We start from the raw sequence: 16,663 nt of genomic DNA on the forward strand, positions 1-16,663 counted from the left end.
GACCATGAATGCCTCTATCTCCTCCCTTGGTTCTTCGCGCCGCTTCTTCGCGCTGAGCACGCTCGCGCTGGCCGCCGTGCTCGCCGGTTGCGCCGTCGGCCCGGCCTACCAGTTGCCTGCTTCCGCCGCGCCCGCCGGCTGGAAGGAACAGCCCGCCGCCGACGGCTGGCTGCCCGCCGCGCCGGCCGACGCACTCGACCGCGGCGAATGGTGGAGGCTCTTCGGCGACGCCACGCTCGATGAACTCGCGGGGCGCGTGCAGGTGTCGAACCAGAACATCGCCGCCGCCGTCGCCAACTACACGCAGGCCCAGGCGCTGGTGCGCGAGCAGCGCGCGGGGCTGTTCCCGTCGGTGTCGCTCGACGGCAGCGGCAGGCGCTCGGGCACGGTGGGCGGCAACGCCTCGGCCAGCCCGTCGAATGCCTTCGGCGCCACGCTGGGCGCGAGCTGGACGCCCGATGTGTGGGGCCGGCTGCGCGAAACCGTCAACAGCGCGCAGGCCAATGCGCAGGCCAGCGAGGCCGACCTGGCCTCGGCGCGGCTGTCGGCCATCGGCGACCTGGCGACCAACTACTTCTCGCTGCGCGAGGCCGACGCCGAGATCGTGCTGCTCGACGAAACCATCCTCGGCTACCAGCGCGCCTTCGAGATCACAAGCAACCGCTACGCCGCCGGCATCGCCGCGCAGACCGACGTGCTGCAGGCGCAGACCCAGCTGGTGAACGCCAAGGCCGACCGCGTGGGCCTGCAGCGCACGCGCGCCACGCTGGAGCACGCCATCGCGATGTTGGTGGGCGTGGCGCCGGCCGACTTCAGCCTGCCGCCCGCGCGCTGGACGCCCACGGTGCCCGGCATTCCGACCGGCGTGCCCTCGACGCTGCTGCAGCGCCGGCCCGACATCGCGGCGGCGGAGCGTGCGGTGGCCGCGGCCAATGCGCAGATCGGCATCGCGCGCTCGGCCTACTACCCGAACATCTCGCTCACGGCCTCGGTCGGCAGCAACGCAAGCCGCGTGAAAGACCTCTTCGGCTCGGCCAACACGCTGTGGGGGCTGGGCCTGTCGGTGGCGCAGGTGGTGTTCGATGCGGGCGCGATCAGCGCCAGCGTCGATGCCGCCAAAGCCGGCCACGAGGCCAGCGTGGCGCGCTACCGGCAGACCGTGCTGGCCGCGTTCCAGACCGTCGAAGACCAGCTGACGACTGGCGCCACGCTGGCGCAGCAGGAAGGCCTGCGCCGCGAGGCCACGGCAGCGGCCGACAAGACCGAGCAGCAACTGCTCAACCGGTATCGCGCGGGGCAGGTGAGCTACACCGACGTGGTGCAGGCGCAGGCCGCCGCACTGAGCGCGCGGCGCGCGCTCGTGCAGCTTCAGGTCAATCGCCAGGCCGCGGCAATCGCGCTGATCCAGGCCATGGGCGGCGGCTGGCAGGCCGACTGGATGGGCGACGCCCGCCCGGCCGGCAACAGCACTTCAAACAACAACGCCGCTTCCCGCACGCCGTAAGGGGCGGGTGTCGCGGGCGGGCAGGGGAACCTGCCTGGCCCGTCGGCCCGACCAGTGCTCGCTGCGTGCAGGAACACCGGACCGGGCGTCGTCGCTTCGCGGCGGTGGTCGCCGCTCGGCTCACATCACACGATCGCTCTCTCCCCATCACGCCGGACGGTCGATGGCACCGCCCAGATAGTCCTTGTCGGTCACGAGGACCCAGAGGGCGAGCACCATGATCACCGCGGCCACAAGCACCGCGTTGACCAGCGCCGGCTCGACCATGCGGAAGTCGAGCAACCAGGGCGACACCGCCAGCCACGCTGCCAGCGCCACTTCGGTCCACTCTTCCCACTGGTGCGGCACGAAGGTCGCGCCCAAGGCCACAGCGCCCAGCACGATGCCGGTCGCCACCATGGTCCACATGGCGAGCGTGTTTCCCTGAAAGCCCAGTACCCACGGCGAGACGATCAGCCACACGCCGGCGACGGCGTTGACGGGGTCCTGCCAATGCTTGACATGCTTCATGGTCATTACCTCCTGTCGCAGCACGACGCCACGACCTTCGTTGGACTGCATCGTTACACCGTGGTTCCACGGGCTTGCGGATCGGCACTGCGTTCCTATACTTGAGTGCGCACTCATTTAAACGAACGATGGAGACCATCGACGCATGGCCCGACCCCGCAGCGCAGACAAGCACAACGCGATCCTCGAGGCGGCGCTGGTCGAGTTCGGCCGGCGCGGCGTGTGGGCCACGCCGACTTCGGCCATCTCGCGCACCGCGGGCGTGGCCGAGGGCACGCTGTTCACCTACTTCGCGAGCAAGGCGCTGCTGACCGATGCGCTGTACCGCGCATTGAAGACCGAGCTGGCCGGTGTGATGCTGGCCGATTGGCCCGAAGCGGCCGATCCGCGCACCCAGTTCCGCCACATCTGGGACCGCTACGTGCAATGGGGCGTGGCGCATCCCGGCAAGCTGCGCGTGCTCGCGCAGCTCAAGGTGTCCGACGAACTGAGCAACGAGAGCCGCGTCGCCGGCATGGTGCCGTTCGCGCGGCTGGAGGCGGCAGCGCAGGAGTGCATGCGGCGCGGCGAAGTCGTCGAGCGCCCGATGGAATTCCTGGGCGCGATGCTCACGGCGATGGCCGAGACCACTGTCGGCTACATCGCGCAGGCCGGTGATGAACAACCCGTCTTCGACTACGCCGAAGCCGGCTTCGAGATGTTCTGGCAAGGCATCGCCGTGCCGCCCTGATCACATCGATCACGGCGACGCGCTCCGCACCAACGACAAGACCCTCACCGAAGAAAGACCTCCCCATGCCCCAACTCAAACGCCGTCACTTCGTGCTCGGCACCCTCGGGGCCGCCGGCGCCCTGGTCGTCGGCTGGGCCGCTACGCCGGCGGCGTCGCGCCTCGTGCCCGGCGCCCCGCTGCCGGCGGGCAACGGGCAGGTGGCGCTCAACGGCTGGGTCAAGGTGGGCAGCGACGACACGGTCACGCTGGTGATGACGCAATCCGAGATGGGGCAGGGCACCCACACCGGCCTGGCGATGCTGCTGGCCGAGGAGATGGACGCTTCGATGTCGCAGGTGCGGCTGGAGCAGGCCGGCTTCGACGCCATCTACAACAACCAGGCCGTGATCCTCGACGCGCTGCCCTTCAAGCCCGGCGACGAGGGCTTCGGCAAGCGCGCCGCGCACCAGGTCGTGGGCAAGCTGCTGCGCACGATCCCGGGGCTCTCGGGCACGGGCGGCTCGTCGAGCGTCACCGACCAGTGGGGCCCGGTGCGCGAGGCCGGTGCCTCGGCGCGGCTCATGCTGGTGGGCGCTGCCGCCGCGCAGTGGCAGGTACCCGCCAGCGAGTGCCGCACCGAGGCCGGCCGCGTGCTGCATGCGGCCTCCAATCGCAGCGCGCGCTTCGGCGAACTGGCCGCGAAGGCCGCGCAGCAGCCGCTGCCCACGGCGGTGAAGCTCAAGGCACCCGCCGACTTTCGCGTCATCGGCCAGCCGCAGCGGCGCATCGACAACGCCGGCAAGCTCAACGGCACCGCCATCTACGGCATCGACGTGCTGCCGCCGGGCCTGCTGTACGCCAGCATCGCCATGTGCCCGACGCTGGCCGGCCGCGTCGCGCACTTCGATGCGAAAGCCGCCGAGGCGCTGCCCGGCGTGCGCAAGGTGGTGGCGCTCGAACCCGTGGCCGCGAGCCTCGTCGGCACGGGCAGCACGGCGGGCGGCGTGGCGGTGATCGCCGACACGCCGTACCACGCGATGCGCGCGCTGAAGAAGGTCGACATCACCTGGGACCACGGCCCGGCCGCGAGCCTGTCGAGCGCCGAGATAATCGACCGCCTCGCGCGCACGCTCGACGCGGATGCGGGCAACGCGCGCCTCGACACCGGCGATGTGGCCGCAGCGTTGAAGTCGGCCGCGCGCACGATCGAGGTCGAGTACCGCGTGCCCTTCCTGGCGCACGCCACCATGGAGCCGATGAACTGCACCGTGCAGTTCAAGGACGGCGCCGCAACCGTCTGGGCGCCCACGCAGGCGCCGGGCTTCGCGCGCGCCGCGGTCGCCAAGACGCTCGGCATCGACGCCGAGAAGGTCACGCTGCACGTGACCTACCTGGGCGGCGGCTTCGGGCGGCGCTACTTCATCGACTTCCTGGTGCAGGCCGCGCAGCTCGCGCGCGAGGCCGGCGGCGCGCCGGTGCAGCTGATCTGGTCGCGCGAGGAAGACATGACGCATGACTTCTACCGCCCCGCCTACGTGGCGCGGTGCAGGGCCGGCTTCGACGCGGCCGGTGCGCTGGTCGCGTGGCAGACCACGAGCGCCGGCTCCAGCCTCGGTGCGCCGTCGTTCATGGACAACTCGACCGACGGTGCCTGGAACACCGCCTACGACTTCCCGCAGGCCCGCGTGGCGCACGTGCCGGTCGAGTCGGCCGTCACCACCGGCATCTGGCGCTCGGTGGCGCATTCGCAGAACGGCTTCTTCGTCGAGAGCTTCATCGACGAATGCGCCGTCGCCGCCGGCAAGGACCCGGTGGCCTTCCGCGCCGGCCTGCTCGCGAAGGACGCGCGCCATCTGGCGGTGCTCAAGCGCGTGGCCGAGCTCTCGAAATGGGGTGAGCCGCTGGCCGACGGGCCCGACGGCGCCAAGCGCGCGCGCGGCGTGGCCATTCACCGGGCTTTCGGCAGCATCGTGGCGCAGGTGGCCGAGGTGTCGGTGACGCCCGAGCGGCAGATCCGCGTGCACCGCGTGGTGTGCGTGATCGATTGCGGCCTGCCGGTGAACCCGAACCTCATCCGCCAGCAGATGGAAGGCGGCATCGTGTTCGGCCTGTCGGCCGCGCTGCGTGGAGAGATCACCGTGGCGCGCGGCCAGGTGCAGCAGAGTAATTTCCACGACTACACGCCACTGCGCATCGACGAGTGCCCGGTCATCGAGGTCGACATCCTCGCCGGCACCGGCGCCGAGGTGCCGCCCGGCGGCGTCGGCGAGCCGGGCACGCCGCCCATCGCGCCCGCCGTGGCCAACGCCGTGTTCGCGCTGACCGGCCAGCGCCTGCGCAGCCTGCCTTTGCGGCTGGCCTGACCCTCCCGGAACAAGAAGGACACCCCATGACCACGACCACCACCACGCTGAAGATCAACGGCCAGACCGCCACCGTGAGCGCCGAGCCCGAGACCCCGCTGCTGTGGGTGCTGCGCGGCGAGATGAAGCTCGTCGGCACCAAGTTCGGCTGCGGCAAGGCGCTGTGCGGCGCCTGCACCGTGCACCTGGACGGCGAGGCCGTGCGCTCCTGCGTCACCCCGCTCGAAGCCGTGGGCGCGCGCGAGGTCACCACCATCGAGGGCCTGAAGGGCCGGGAGGCCGACGCCCTGCGCCAGGCCTGGACCGAGATCGACGTGGTGCAGTGCGGCTACTGCCAGAGCGGCCAGCTCATGTCGGCCTGCGCACTGCTCAAAGCCACGCCCAAACCCAGCGACGACCAGGTCTCGGACGCCATGCGCGGCAACATTTGCCGCTGCGGCACCTACCCCCGGATTCGCGCCGCGATCCACTTGGCGGCCGAAACAGCGGGGCGATAACGCAGAAACCGGGGTGTTTGTTTACAGAAGTTAATAATTTCGCCGTAATTCTCGAAAAAGTCGCCAGAACCGAATTTTTACGGAAATTGGGGATATGAAGCTTCGATACGCCGCCGTACCATCCGCGCGGCCCGCTTCGGGCCGGCCCCTGTTTCCGACTTTCGATGACCCCCCCAGACCCCTCGCGGACGCGCGCCCTGTCCGTGGCCGACACGCTGCGCACCCGCATCTTCGATGGTGCGATCGCCCCCGGCGCCCACCTGATGGAGATTTCGCTCGCCAATGAGCTTGGCGTGTCGCGCACCCCTGTGCGCGGCGCCATGGCGCGGCTGGCCGACGAGGGGTTGCTGGTCTATCACCCGCAGCGGGGTTTCCAGGTGCGCCGTTTCGACGCCAAGGACGTGTTCGACGCCTTCAGCGTGCGCGCCACGCTCGAAGGCATGGCCTGCCGCCTGCTCAGCGAGCGCGGGCTGGGCGGCGAGGCACTGGCCGAACTGACGGCCATGGTCGACGAGCAGCACGCGCTGCTGCACGACAGCGGCGAATGGACCGACGAGCGCGCCGACCAGTGGCAGGACCTGAACCGGGCCTTCCACCACAAGCTGCTGTCGCTGGCCGACAACCGCTGGCTCAGCGAGGCCGTGCAGCGCGCGTGCCAGCTGCCCGTGATCTTCGACAGCCGCTCGCGCCCCCACAAACGCGACGCCGCGATGCTGATGTACCGCCACGGCCAGGCCCTGCAGGCGCTGGAAGAGCACCGCTGCATCGTCGACGCGCTCGGCCGGCAGGAGTCGGCCGGCGCCGAAGCCGCGATGCGCGAGCACATCAACGCCAACCGCGACCTGTTGGTGCTCTACCTGCGCCAGAGCGCCGGCCGCACCCGCGCGATCGCCTGATTCCGTCTCTCAGCCGCCGCGCGCCACCGGCGCCATGAGGTAGGCCCCCGACTCGAACAGCTGCGCCTCGGCCTGGTCGATGCGCCGGATCACCGGCTTGCCCGCGCGGCTCGCGAGCAGTTCGACCAGCGCTTCCGTCACGGCCACGCCGGCCGCCACCGAGGGGAAGAAAGAGGGGCTGTGGATGGTGAAAAGCAGCGTCTCGTCCGCCAGCAGCGACAGCGGCGAGGTCACGCTGTCGGTGATCGCCACGATGCGGCAGCCGGCCGCCTTCGCGGCTTCGGCCACCTGCAAAGCTTCGCGCGAGTAGGGCGCAAAGCTCGCCACCACCAGCGCGTCGCCCTTGGCGAAGGCGCGCTGCTGCATCTCGAGCGAGCCGCCCTGGCCGTCGACCAGGTGCACGCTGGTGCGAAAGAGCCGGTACACGTACACGAACGAGAACGCGATCGGAAAGCACGCGCGAAAGCCTGCCGCGTGCACGGCCGGCGCCTTCTCGAGCAGCACGCAGGCCTTGAGCAGCGCCGGCCCGCTCTGCTGGTGCGTGAGCTCCAGGTTGCGCCGCTGCACCTCGAACATCTCGCCGGTCAGGCCCTGGTCGGCGGCGCGGCCGACCAGCTGCTTGGCGCGCACGCCATACGTTTCGGTGCCCAGGCCCATGTCAGCGGCGAAGGCCTCCTTGAGCTGCGGCCAGCCGTCGAAGCCCAGGTGCTGGGCGAAGCGCACCAGCGTGGCCGGCGTGCTCTGCGCGCGCGTGCCGACGTTGCGCATCGAGCCGGTGACCACTTCGTTGGGGTGGTCGAGCACGTAGCGCGCCACTTGCTGCAGTGCAGGGCTCAGTTCGTTGAAGCGTTGGCGGATCAGTTCCTTGGCGCCCATGTGGGTGTCTCTTTTCTTGGGGTGTCTGGAACGAATGTACCGGAGCAGGGAAACCAAGGGAGTTGACGGAACAAATGTTCCAAATAATAATTCAGCCGAAACGTTAGTTCCAACCACAGTCCAGTTGCCAGCCGCCATGACGCACGTCTTCCACCGCCACCTTCGCCACACCCCGCCCGTTGCCGCCAGCGCGCAGGGCATGTTCATCCGCGACGCCGACGGGCGCGACTACCTCGATGCGTCGGGCGGCGCGGCCGTGTCCTCGCTCGGCCACGGCCACCCCGAGGTGATGGCGGCCATGCACGCGCAGATCGACACACTGGCCTACGCCCACACCAGCTTCTTCACGAGCGAGGTGGCCGAGCAGCTGGCCGACGAACTCATCGGTTCCGCTCCCGAAGGCATGAGCCACGTGTACCTCGTGAGCGGCGGCTCGGAGGCGGTGGAGTCGGCACTGAAGATGGCGCGCCAGTACTTCGTGGAAATCGGCCAGCCGCAGCGCACGCACTTCATCGCGCGCCGCCAGAGCTACCACGGCAACACGCTGGGCGCGCTCGCGGTGGGCGGCAACGCCTGGCGGCGCGAGCCCTTCGCGCCGATCCTCGTGCCGGCCACGCACGTCGCGCCGTGCTACCCGTACCGCGAGCAGCGCGCCGATGAAAGCGCCGAGCAGTACGGCCTGCGTCTGGCAGATGAGTTGGAGGCGGCCATCGTCGCGCAGGGCGCCGACCGCGTGATCGCCTTCGTGGCCGAGACCGTGGGCGGCGCCACCGCCGGCGTGCTCACGCCCGTGCCGGGTTACTTCAAGGCGGTGCGCGCGGTCTGCGACAGGTACGGCGTGCTGCTGATCCTCGACGAGGTGATGTGCGGCATGGGCCGCACCGGTTCGCTGCATGCCTGCGAGCAGGAGGGCGTGGCGCCCGACCTCATGACCATCGCCAAGGGCCTGGGCGGCGGCTACCAGCCGATCGGCGCGGTGCTGGCGCAGCGCAAGGTCGTCGAGGCCATGTCGAAGGGCAGCGGCTTCTTCCAGCACGGCCACACCTACCTGGGCCACCCGATGGCCTGCGCGGCGGCACTCGCGGTGCAGCAGGTGATCCGCCGCGACGGCCTCGTCGCCAAGGTGCGCGACGACGGCATCGCCTTCGGCTCGATGCTGGCCGAGGCGCTGGGCGACCACCCGCATGTGGGCGACATCCGCGGACGCGGCTTCTTCTGGGGCGTCGAGCTGGTGGCCGATCGCGCGAGCAAGCAGCCCTTCGACCCGTCGCTGAAGCTCCACACGCGCCTCAAGCAAGACGCGATGGCGCGCGGCCTGCTGTGCTACCCCTTCGGCGGCACGGTCGACGGCCGCCAGGGCGACCACGTGCTGCTGGCACCGCCGTACATCGCCACGCGCGACCACCTGCACGACATCGTCGCGCGGCTCGCGGCGTCGGTCGATGCGGTCACGCGCGGCGCGACGCGCTGAGCGTTCGACCCGTTCCCCATTTCTTCAACCGCCGTTCCGAGGAGCGTTTCATGCCCCAGCTTCGTCCGTCGCTTTCCATCGCCGCCGCCGTGTTTGCGCTGGCCTGTGCCGCGCTGCTGCCGACCAGCGCCGCGCAGGCGCAGGCCGCCAACGACACGCTCGCCAAGATCAAGGCCGGCGGCGCCATCACCTTCGGCTACCGCGAGGCCTCGTTCGGCTTCTCGTACCTGGACGGCAACCTGAAGCCGGTGGGCTACAGCATCGAGATCTGCAACCGCATCGTCGACGCGGTGAAGGCCGAGCTGAAGCTGCCGACCGTGGAGGTGAGGTACCAGGCCGTGACCTCGGCCAACCGCATCGCGCTGGTACAGAACGGCACGGTGGACATCGAGTGCGGCTCCACCACCAACCTGGTCGAGCGCCAGTCGCAGGTGGCGTTTTCGCCGGACATCTTCCGCTACAACGTGCGCACGCTGGTGAAGGCCGATTCGGGCATCAGGAGCATCGCCGACCTGCAGGGCAAGACCGTGGTCACCACGGCCGGCACCACGTCGTTCCGCCTGCTGCGCGCCGCCGACAAGGGCCGCAGCCTCGAGGTGAACCAGCTCTCGGGCAAGGACCACACCGACTCGTTCCTGCTGGTCGAGAGCGGCCGCGCGCAGGCCTTCGTGCTCGACGACATCCTGCTCGCGGGCCAGGTCGCCAACGCGCGCAACCCGAAGGACTTCGTCATCACTGGCGAAAGCCTGCGCACCGAGAACCAGTCGCTGATGTTCCGCAAAGACGACCCGGCCTTCAAGGCACTGGTAGACCGCGTGGTGTCGGGCATGATGAAGTCCGGCGAGATGGAAAAGCTCTACAGCAAGTGGTTCATGTCGCCGATTCCGCCCAAGGGCATCAACATCAACTACCCGCTCAATGCCGAGACGAAGGACGCGTTTGCCAACCCGTCGTCCAAAGGAATCTGAGCGCTTCGATTTCTGACTTCATGACACGCATCGCCCTCATCCACGCGCTCTCGCATTCCGTCGCCCCCATCAACGAAGCCTTCGCGCGCGACTGGCCCGAGGCCGTGCGCATGAACCTGCTGGACGACAGCCTCTCGGCCGACCTCGCACGCGACGGCAAGGGGCTCGACGCGGCGATGCACGAGCGCTTCCAGCGGCTGGCGCAGTACGCGGTGGACACGGGCGCGCGCGGCATCCTGTTCACCTGCTCGGCCTTCGGGCCGTGCATCGAGGCGGTGGCGCAGCGGCATGCGGGCATTCCGGTGCTCAAGCCCAACGAGGCCATGATCGAAGAGGCCGTGCAGGGCGAAGGCCGCCTGGGCCTGATCGCGACCTTTGCGCGCACGCTGGAATCGATGCCGCCGGAGTTTCCTTCGGGCATGGCGCTCGAGCTGGCGCTGGCTGAGGGCGCGCTGGCCGCGCTCGATGCGGGTGATGCACTGCGCCACGATGCACTCATCGCCGAACAGGCCGCCGCGCTGCGTGCGCGCGGCTGCATGCGCATTGCCCTGGCTCAGTTCAGCATGGCGCGGGCGCGTGGCGCCTGCGAGGCGGCGAGTGGCTTGCCGGTGCTGACGACGGTCGACAGCGCGGTGCGTGCGCTGCGCCGTCGCGCGTCGACAGGCTCAGTGTGAGCCGCCGTTGCCGACGACCGTGAACAGCGTCGTCATCGCGACCTGCGCCGCTTCGCCGCGCCCGAGCGGACGGCCCGGGCCGGCATTGCCGCTGTCGGTTTCCAGGCCCTGCGCCAGGCGCCGGTAGATGTCCGACGAGGGCATGGTCGCCGCGGTGCCGAGCGCGTCGCAGTAGGTGTCGGTGAGCACGGCGGCCAGCCGTTCGCGCTGGGCATCGGACAGCGGGGGCGCATCGGCGGCGAAGACCGACGCCACGCAGTGCATCAGGTAGGCCTGCGTTTCGAGCGAGAAGGCCTGCTGGCGCACATAGTCTTCCACCGCGTGCCAGAAGAGGGTGTCGGAGGTGCGGCGCCAGCTTTCGAGCACCTTGCGCGACTTGGCGACCAGGTCGGCATGCGCGTCGTGCGGCTCGCTCGGGCGAAGCGCCAGGCCCTGCAGCGTGAGCGCGGCCACCGGGCCGGCCGCGCCGAGCAGGAAGCTCCAGAACTTCCAGCGCGCAAACCATTTCTTGTCGTGGGCCGGGCCCAGCGGCTCCAGCAGCCGGAAGTCGATGCACAGGGCCGCGTCGGCCTGCAGGCCGGAGGCCATGCGGTCGGCCTCCACGTGGCCCTGCGCCACGATGCAGGCGCCGGCGCCGCAGCGGTCGATGTCGGACAGGCGCTGCGTCAGCTGGCGCAGCTCGTAGGCCGAGGCGCCGGTGGCTTCGGCCACGCGCAGCATGCCGTGGCACTGCTCCCGCTCCCGCTGGCAGGGGCTCTTGAGTCGGTCTTCGACATGGTCGTCGAGCGTCGAGGGGCGTTCTTCAGCGACGCAGTCCTCGAGTTCACTCCCGGTGGTGAACGTTGACATGGATGCTCCTTCGGCCGCAGGTGAATAACTGTTACCAATATGTATTAATGCGCCGACGTCGAACATCACCTGAACTGGGTATTTCCTGCGGCCGAGGGCCTGAACAGGACCTGACCGAAGGCCTCGCGATAATCGCCGCTCTTACAAGGAGTACGCGTGGATATCGTTTTGCTGGTCAAGGCCGCTGTCATGGGCATCGTGGAGGGTCTGACCGAATTCCTGCCGATCTCGTCGACCGGCCACCTCATTCTTGCGGGCTCGCTGCTGGGCTTCGACGACGCCAAGGCCAAGGTGTTCGACATCGCCATCCAGACCGGCGCGATCTTCGCGGTGATCCTGGTCTACTGGCAGAAGATCCATTCGACCGTGGTGGCGCTGCCGCGCCAGCCCAAGGCGCGTCGGCTGGTGCTGAACGTCGTCATCGGTTTCCTGCCCGCGGTGGTGCTGGGCCTGCTGTTCGGCAAGATGATCAAGGCGCACCTGTTCATTCCGACCGTGGTGGCGAGCACCTTCATCATCGGCGGCTTCATCATCCTGTGGGCCGAGAAGCGCCCGCCGGGCTCGGTGCGTGTCGAGCACGTGGACGACATGACGCCCTGGGACGCGCTCAAGGTCGGCCTGGTGCAGTGCTTCGCGATGATCCCCGGCACCAGCCGCAGCGGCGCGACCATCATCGGCGGCATGCTGCTGGGCCTGTCGCGCCAGGCAGCGACCGATTTCTCGTTCTTCCTGGCGATTCCGACGCTGATCGGCGCGGGTGCCTACAGCCTCTACAAGGAGCGCGCGCTGCTGTCGGTGGCCGACATTCCGCTGTTCACGGTGGGCCTGGCCTTCTCGTTCATCAGCGCGTGGCTGTGCGTGCGCTGGCTGCTGAAGTACATCAGCACGCACAACTTCATTCCGTTCGCGTGGTATCGCATCGCCTTCGGCATCGTGGTGCTGGCCACGGCCTGGACCGGCGCAGTCGTCTGGGCCGAGTAAAGCAACAGCTTCAGGCCGCCGCGCCAAGCAGCGCGCCGGCGGCCTTCGCCTCCCGCCGCACGGCGATGGCGATCGGCCCGTCGATGGCCGGGTCGAACCCGCCCGTGGCACCCAGCGCGGTGATCACGGCGCACACCCTTCCCGCGTAGTCGTACACCGGTGCCGCCACGGCGCTGATGCCGCGCAGGTAGGTGTCCTTCACGATGGCGCAGTGCGCCTGCTGCACCTCGCGGCGCAGGGTGCCGATGGGGTCGGCGGCATCGAGCAGCGCGCGCATGTCCTCGGTGGCTTCGCCCAGCTCCTGCTCGGCCAGCGCCACCACGCGCGACTCGTCGAGCAGGCCCAGGAAGGCGCGGCCGGTGGCCGACCACAGCATCGACATCACCGAGCCGGCGCGCACGTTCACCGTCACCGGCAGGCCCGGCTCCTCGAAACGCACGATGGTCGGGCCCTTGTTGCCCATCACCGCGACGAAGCAGGTCACCTCCAGCGATTCGCGCAGCCGGATCAGGCAGGGCTCGGCCGCGCGGATCGGGTCGGCCTGGCGCATGGCGGCCAGCCCGATCTGGATCGCCTCGGGCCCCAGGTAGTAGTGCTGCGAGGCGGTGTCCTGGCGCACCAGGCTTTCTTCCATCAGGCTCGCAAGGTAGCGGTGCACCTTCGCCGGGCTCTCGCCCACGTGGGTGGCCAGCGCCGTGAGGCTGCTGCGCCCGCCCAGATGCGCCAGGCCCTTGAGCACGGCCATGCCGGTCTCGGCGGACTGCACGCGCTGGCGGCGCTCGCGGGGAGGGGAAGAAGGTGCTTCAGCGGGGGAGGTCATGTCGTCGGCATCTTAGGTGGCGGCCCAGGCGGCCGGGTAAACCCGTGGATCAATGATTACGCAATGCGTATGATAATTACGCAATACACAACATCCACTCCGGAGACACCCGATGAAGATGCACTTCGCCCGCGGCCTTGCGGTCCTGTCCCTCGCCGCCCTGGCCACCGCCGCCAGCGCCCAGACTGCCTTTCCGAACAAGCCGATCCGCTGGCTCGTGCCGTACGCGGCCGGCGGCGGCTCAGACTTCCTTGCGCGCACCGTCGCCCAGACGCTGTCGACCCAGGTCGGCCAGCCGGTGCTGGTGGACAACAAGCCGGGCGGCAACACCGCGCTGGCCGCCGCCGAAACCGCGCGCGCCCCGGCCGACGGCTACACCGTGCTCTCGGCTGACAACGGCACGCTGGTGTTCAACCCGGCGCTGTACAAGTCGCTGAGCTACAGCCCCACCAAAGACCTGGCACCCGTCACGCTCATGGGCAAGTTCCCCATGATCCTGGTGGTCGGCGCCAACTCGGGCTTTGCCACCGCCAAGGACTTCATCGCGCAGGCCAAGGCCAAGCCGGGCGGCATCAACTACGCCTCGGCCGGCGCGGGCAGCCCGCACCACCTGGCGATGGAACTGCTGAAGGTCGAGGCCAAGCTCTTCATGGTCCACGTGCCGTACCGCGGTGCGGCGCCCGCGCTGGCCGACGTGGTCGGCGGGCAGCTGCCGGCCATGATGGTCGACATGGCCGCCGGCGCCGGCTTCATCAAGGGCGGCAAGGTGCGCGCGCTGGCCGTGGCCAACCCCACGCGCCTGCCGCAGCTGCCCGACGTGCCCACCTTCGCCGAGCTCGGCTACAAGAACGTCGAAGCCGCCGCGCTGGTCGGCGTGGTGGTGCCCGCGGCCACGCCGGCCGACGTGGTGAACACGCTCAACCGTCAGCTGGTGGCCGCCATCCACGAGCCCTCGGTGAACAAGCGCATGGTCGACTTCGGCGTCGAGCCCGTGGGCAACACGCCCGCGCAGTACACCGAGCTGCTCAAGGCCGAGACCGCGCGCTGGCACAAGCTGATCCGCGACCTGAAGATCACGCTCGACTGAGTCTGCTGCCATGTCCGATACCGCCATGCCTTCTCGCACCTCCGGCTGCCCCGTCGCGCACGGGGCGCTCTCTGCCGAGCGCACGCCCACCGGCTGCCCCGTGAGCCAGCGCGCCGCCGAGTTCGACCCCTTCGAAGACGGCTACCAGCAAGACCCGCCCGAGTACGTGCGCTGGGCGCGCGAGCAGGAGCCGATCTTCTACAGCCCCAAGCTGGGCTACTGGGTGATCACGCGCTACGACGACATCAAGGCGGTGTTCCGCGACAACCTCACCTTCAGCCCGTCGAACGCGCTGGAGAAGATCACGCCCACGGGCGACGAAGCCAATGCCGTGCTCGCAAGCTACGGCTTTGCGCTCAACCGCACGCTGGTGAACGAGGACGAGCCGGCCCACATGCCGCGTCGCCGCGCGCTCATGGACCCGTTCACGCCCGAGGCGCTGAAGCACCACGAGCCGCTCGTGCGCGAACTCGCGCGCAGCTATGTCGACCGCTTCATCGACGACGGCCGCGCCGACCTCGTCGACCAGATGCTGTGGGAGATTCCGCTCACCGTGGCGCTGCACTTTCTCGGCGTGCCCGAGGAAGACATGGACACGCTGCGCAAATATTCCATTGCGCACACCGTCAACACCTGGGGCCGTCCCAAGCCCGAGGAGCAGGTGGCCGTGGCGCACGCCGTCGGCAACTTCTGGCAGTACGCCGGCAAGGTGCTCGACAAGATGCGGCAAGACCCCGACGCACCGGGCTGGATGCAGTACGGCATCCGCAAGCAGATGCAGCACCCCGAGGTCGTCACCGACTCGTACCTGCACTCGATGATGATGGCCGGCATCGTCGCCGCCCACGAGACCACCGCCAACGCCACCGCCAACGCCGTGAAGTTGCTGCTGCAGCACCCGCAGGTGTGGCAGGAGCTGTGCGACGACCCGGGCCTCATTCCCAACGCGGTCGAAGAGTGCCTGCGCCACAACGGCTCGGTGGCCGCCTGGCGCCGGCTCGTCACCAAAGACACGCAGGTCGGCGGCGTCGACCTGCCGGCGGGCTCGCGGCTGTTGATCGTCACCTCGTCGGCCAACCACGACGAAGGCCACTTCGCCGATGCCGACCTGTTCGACATCCGCCGCGACAACGCCAGCGACCACCTGACCTTCGGCTACGGCTCGCACCAGTGCATGGGCAAGAACCTGGCGCGCATGGAGATGCAGATCTTCCTGGAGGAGTTCACGCGCCGCCTGCCGCACATGCGCCTGTCGGAGCAACGCTTCAGCTACGTGCCCAACACCTCGTTCCGCGGCCCCGAGCACCTGTGGGTCGAGTGGGACCCGCGCGCGAATCCCGAGCGCGCCGATGCCGGCCTGCGCGACGTGCAGGTGCCCGTGCGCATCGGCGAGCCGTCGGCGCACGCCATCGCGCGGCCCGTGGTGGTCGAGCGCGTGACGCCGGTGGCCGAGGGCATCGTGCGGCTGCGCCTGGTGTCGCCCGACGGCAAGCCGTTGCCGCGCTGGACGCCGGGCTCGCACATCGACGTCGAATGCGGCACGCCCGAGCTGTCGCGCCAGTACTCGCTGTGCGGCGACCCCGACGAAGCCCACGCCTTTGAGATCGCCGTGCTGCACGAGCCCGAAGGCCGCGGCGGTTCGGCCTGGGTGCATGCGAACGTGAAGGTGGGCGACCGCCTGCGCATCCGCGGCCCGCGCAACCACTTCCGGCTCGACGAGTCGTTGCCGAAGGCGATCTTCATTGCCGGCGGCATCGGCATCACGCCCGTGAGTGCGATGGCGCGGCGTGCGAAGGCGCTGGGCATGGACTACGAACTCCACTACAGCGGCCGCAGCCGCGCCACCATGGCTTTCGTCGACGAGCTGGCTGCGCTGCACGGCGAGCGCCTGCACGTGCATGCGGCCGACGAAGGCCGGCGCAACGACCTGCGTGCGTTGCTGGCCACGCCTGTGCCCGGCGCACAGGTGTATGCCTGCGGCCCGCTGCGCATGCTCGAAGCGCTCGAAGACTGCTGCGCCGCGTGGCCCGAAGGCGCGTTGCGCGTGGAGCATTTCGAATCGACGCTGGCCACGCTCGACCCGTCGAAGGAGCATGCCTTCGAGGTGGAGCTGAAAGACTCCGGCCTCGTCATCACCGTGCCGCCCGACCAGACCTTGCTGACGGCGCTGCGTGCCGCCAATGTCGATGTGCAGAGCGACTGCGAAGAAGGGCTGTGCGGTTCGTGCGAAGTGCGCGTGCTGGCCGGCAAGGTCGATCACCGCGACGTGGTGCTCACGCGCAGCGAGCGGGATGCGAACACGAAGATGATGGCTTGCTGCTCGCGTGCCTGCGAGGGGCGACTGGTGCTCGAACTCTGAGCCTCCTCGCAGGCTGCATTGATCCATCGCAAGTGTTCCGCGACACGCCCATCGCATAGTGGGTCGTGCCGAGTCGGCACCTCACCGAAGGAACCA

Annotated in this window: 15 protein-coding genes; 11 read left to right on the forward strand and 4 right to left on the reverse strand. The window is 69.4% G+C overall.

Features of this window, described 5'->3' with window-relative positions; all coding sequences use genetic code 11:
* Positions 1 to 4 precede the first annotated feature (4 nt).
* Complete coding sequence (locus tag GFK26_RS16695) at positions 5 to 1,504, forward strand: efflux transporter outer membrane subunit (protein ID WP_153282932.1); 1,500 nt, start codon at positions 5 to 7, stop codon at positions 1,502 to 1,504.
* A 147-nt stretch (positions 1,505 to 1,651) separates the two neighbouring features.
* Here GFK26_RS16695 and GFK26_RS16700 read toward each other — a convergent pair whose 3' ends face one another.
* On the reverse strand, positions 1,652 to 2,014 hold the full coding sequence (locus tag GFK26_RS16700; RefSeq protein WP_153282933.1) for an SPW repeat protein: 363 nt from the start codon (positions 2,012 to 2,014) through the stop codon (positions 1,652 to 1,654).
* 145 nt (positions 2,015 to 2,159) lie between these two features.
* Here GFK26_RS16700 and GFK26_RS16705 point away from each other — a divergent pair, with 145 nt between their 5' ends.
* The 4 genes from GFK26_RS16705 (at position 2,160) to GFK26_RS16720 (ending at position 6,482) form a co-directional block, all read left to right on the forward strand.
* Positions 2,160 to 2,744 carry a TetR/AcrR family transcriptional regulator gene (locus GFK26_RS16705; RefSeq protein WP_153282934.1) on the forward strand — a complete coding sequence of 195 codons (585 nt, stop codon included), beginning with the start codon at positions 2,160 to 2,162 and terminating at the stop codon, positions 2,742 to 2,744.
* Positions 2,745 to 2,809: 65 nt separating this feature from the next.
* Positions 2,810 to 5,089: a xanthine dehydrogenase family protein molybdopterin-binding subunit gene (locus GFK26_RS16710; RefSeq protein ID WP_153282935.1), complete on the forward strand. Its 2,280-nt coding sequence runs from the start codon at positions 2,810 to 2,812 to the stop codon at positions 5,087 to 5,089.
* Between the two features lie 26 nt (positions 5,090 to 5,115).
* Entirely contained in the window at positions 5,116 to 5,586 is a 471-nt protein-coding gene (locus tag GFK26_RS16715; RefSeq protein ID WP_153282936.1) for a (2Fe-2S)-binding protein, read from the forward strand.
* 164 nt (positions 5,587 to 5,750) lie between these two features.
* Positions 5,751 to 6,482, forward strand: a complete 732-nt coding sequence (locus GFK26_RS16720) for a GntR family transcriptional regulator (RefSeq protein ID WP_153282937.1) — start codon at positions 5,751 to 5,753, stop codon at positions 6,480 to 6,482.
* Positions 6,483 to 6,491: 9 nt separating this feature from the next.
* Here GFK26_RS16720 and GFK26_RS16725 read toward each other — a convergent pair whose 3' ends face one another.
* On the reverse strand, positions 6,492 to 7,358 hold the full coding sequence (locus GFK26_RS16725) for a MurR/RpiR family transcriptional regulator (RefSeq protein WP_153282938.1): 867 nt from the start codon (positions 7,356 to 7,358) through the stop codon (positions 6,492 to 6,494).
* 136 nt (positions 7,359 to 7,494) lie between these two features.
* On the opposite strand from GFK26_RS16725, the gene GFK26_RS16730 reads away from it, so the two are divergent.
* From GFK26_RS16730 to GFK26_RS16740, 3 genes are read left to right on the forward strand one after another with little or no spacing between them, the layout of a single operon-like run.
* Positions 7,495 to 8,829, forward strand: coding sequence for an aspartate aminotransferase family protein (locus GFK26_RS16730; RefSeq protein ID WP_153282939.1), 1,335 nt, complete (start codon positions 7,495 to 7,497; stop codon positions 8,827 to 8,829).
* A 50-nt stretch (positions 8,830 to 8,879) separates the two neighbouring features.
* Positions 8,880 to 9,797, forward strand: coding sequence for a transporter substrate-binding domain-containing protein (locus GFK26_RS16735; protein WP_153282940.1), 918 nt, complete (start codon positions 8,880 to 8,882; stop codon positions 9,795 to 9,797).
* Between the two features lie 20 nt (positions 9,798 to 9,817).
* Positions 9,818 to 10,471: an aspartate/glutamate racemase family protein gene (locus GFK26_RS16740; RefSeq protein WP_153282941.1), complete on the forward strand. Its 654-nt coding sequence runs from the start codon at positions 9,818 to 9,820 to the stop codon at positions 10,469 to 10,471.
* Here GFK26_RS16740 and GFK26_RS16745 read toward each other — a convergent pair.
* Positions 10,463 to 11,320, reverse strand: a complete 858-nt coding sequence (locus GFK26_RS16745; protein ID WP_153282942.1) for a hypothetical protein — start codon at positions 11,318 to 11,320, stop codon at positions 10,463 to 10,465. The two genes, GFK26_RS16740 and GFK26_RS16745, sit on opposite strands and share 9 nt — an antisense overlap.
* Positions 11,321 to 11,476: 156 nt before the next feature.
* Between GFK26_RS16745 and GFK26_RS16750 the strand changes: the two genes are divergently transcribed.
* The gene (locus GFK26_RS16750) at positions 11,477 to 12,301 is read left to right on the forward strand and encodes an undecaprenyl-diphosphate phosphatase (RefSeq protein ID WP_153282943.1); all 825 of its coding nucleotides are present in this window, start codon (positions 11,477 to 11,479) and stop codon (positions 12,299 to 12,301) included.
* A 10-nt stretch (positions 12,302 to 12,311) separates the two neighbouring features.
* On the opposite strand, the gene GFK26_RS16755 is transcribed toward GFK26_RS16750, so the two are convergent.
* Positions 12,312 to 13,121, reverse strand: coding sequence for an IclR family transcriptional regulator (locus tag GFK26_RS16755; protein WP_153282944.1), 810 nt, complete (start codon positions 13,119 to 13,121; stop codon positions 12,312 to 12,314).
* 112 nt (positions 13,122 to 13,233) lie between these two features.
* Here GFK26_RS16755 and GFK26_RS16760 point away from each other — a divergent pair, with 112 nt between their 5' ends.
* Complete coding sequence (locus GFK26_RS16760) at positions 13,234 to 14,208, forward strand: Bug family tripartite tricarboxylate transporter substrate binding protein (protein WP_153282945.1); 975 nt, start codon at positions 13,234 to 13,236, stop codon at positions 14,206 to 14,208.
* A 10-nt stretch (positions 14,209 to 14,218) separates the two neighbouring features.
* Complete coding sequence (locus GFK26_RS16765) at positions 14,219 to 16,567, forward strand: cytochrome P450/oxidoreductase (RefSeq protein WP_153282946.1); 2,349 nt, start codon at positions 14,219 to 14,221, stop codon at positions 16,565 to 16,567.
* The last annotated feature ends 96 nt before the right edge of the window (positions 16,568 to 16,663 follow it).

It is taken from the genome of Variovorax paradoxus (assembly GCF_009498455.1).
Taxonomy (GTDB): Bacteria; Pseudomonadota; Gammaproteobacteria; order Burkholderiales; family Burkholderiaceae_C; genus Variovorax; species Variovorax paradoxus_H.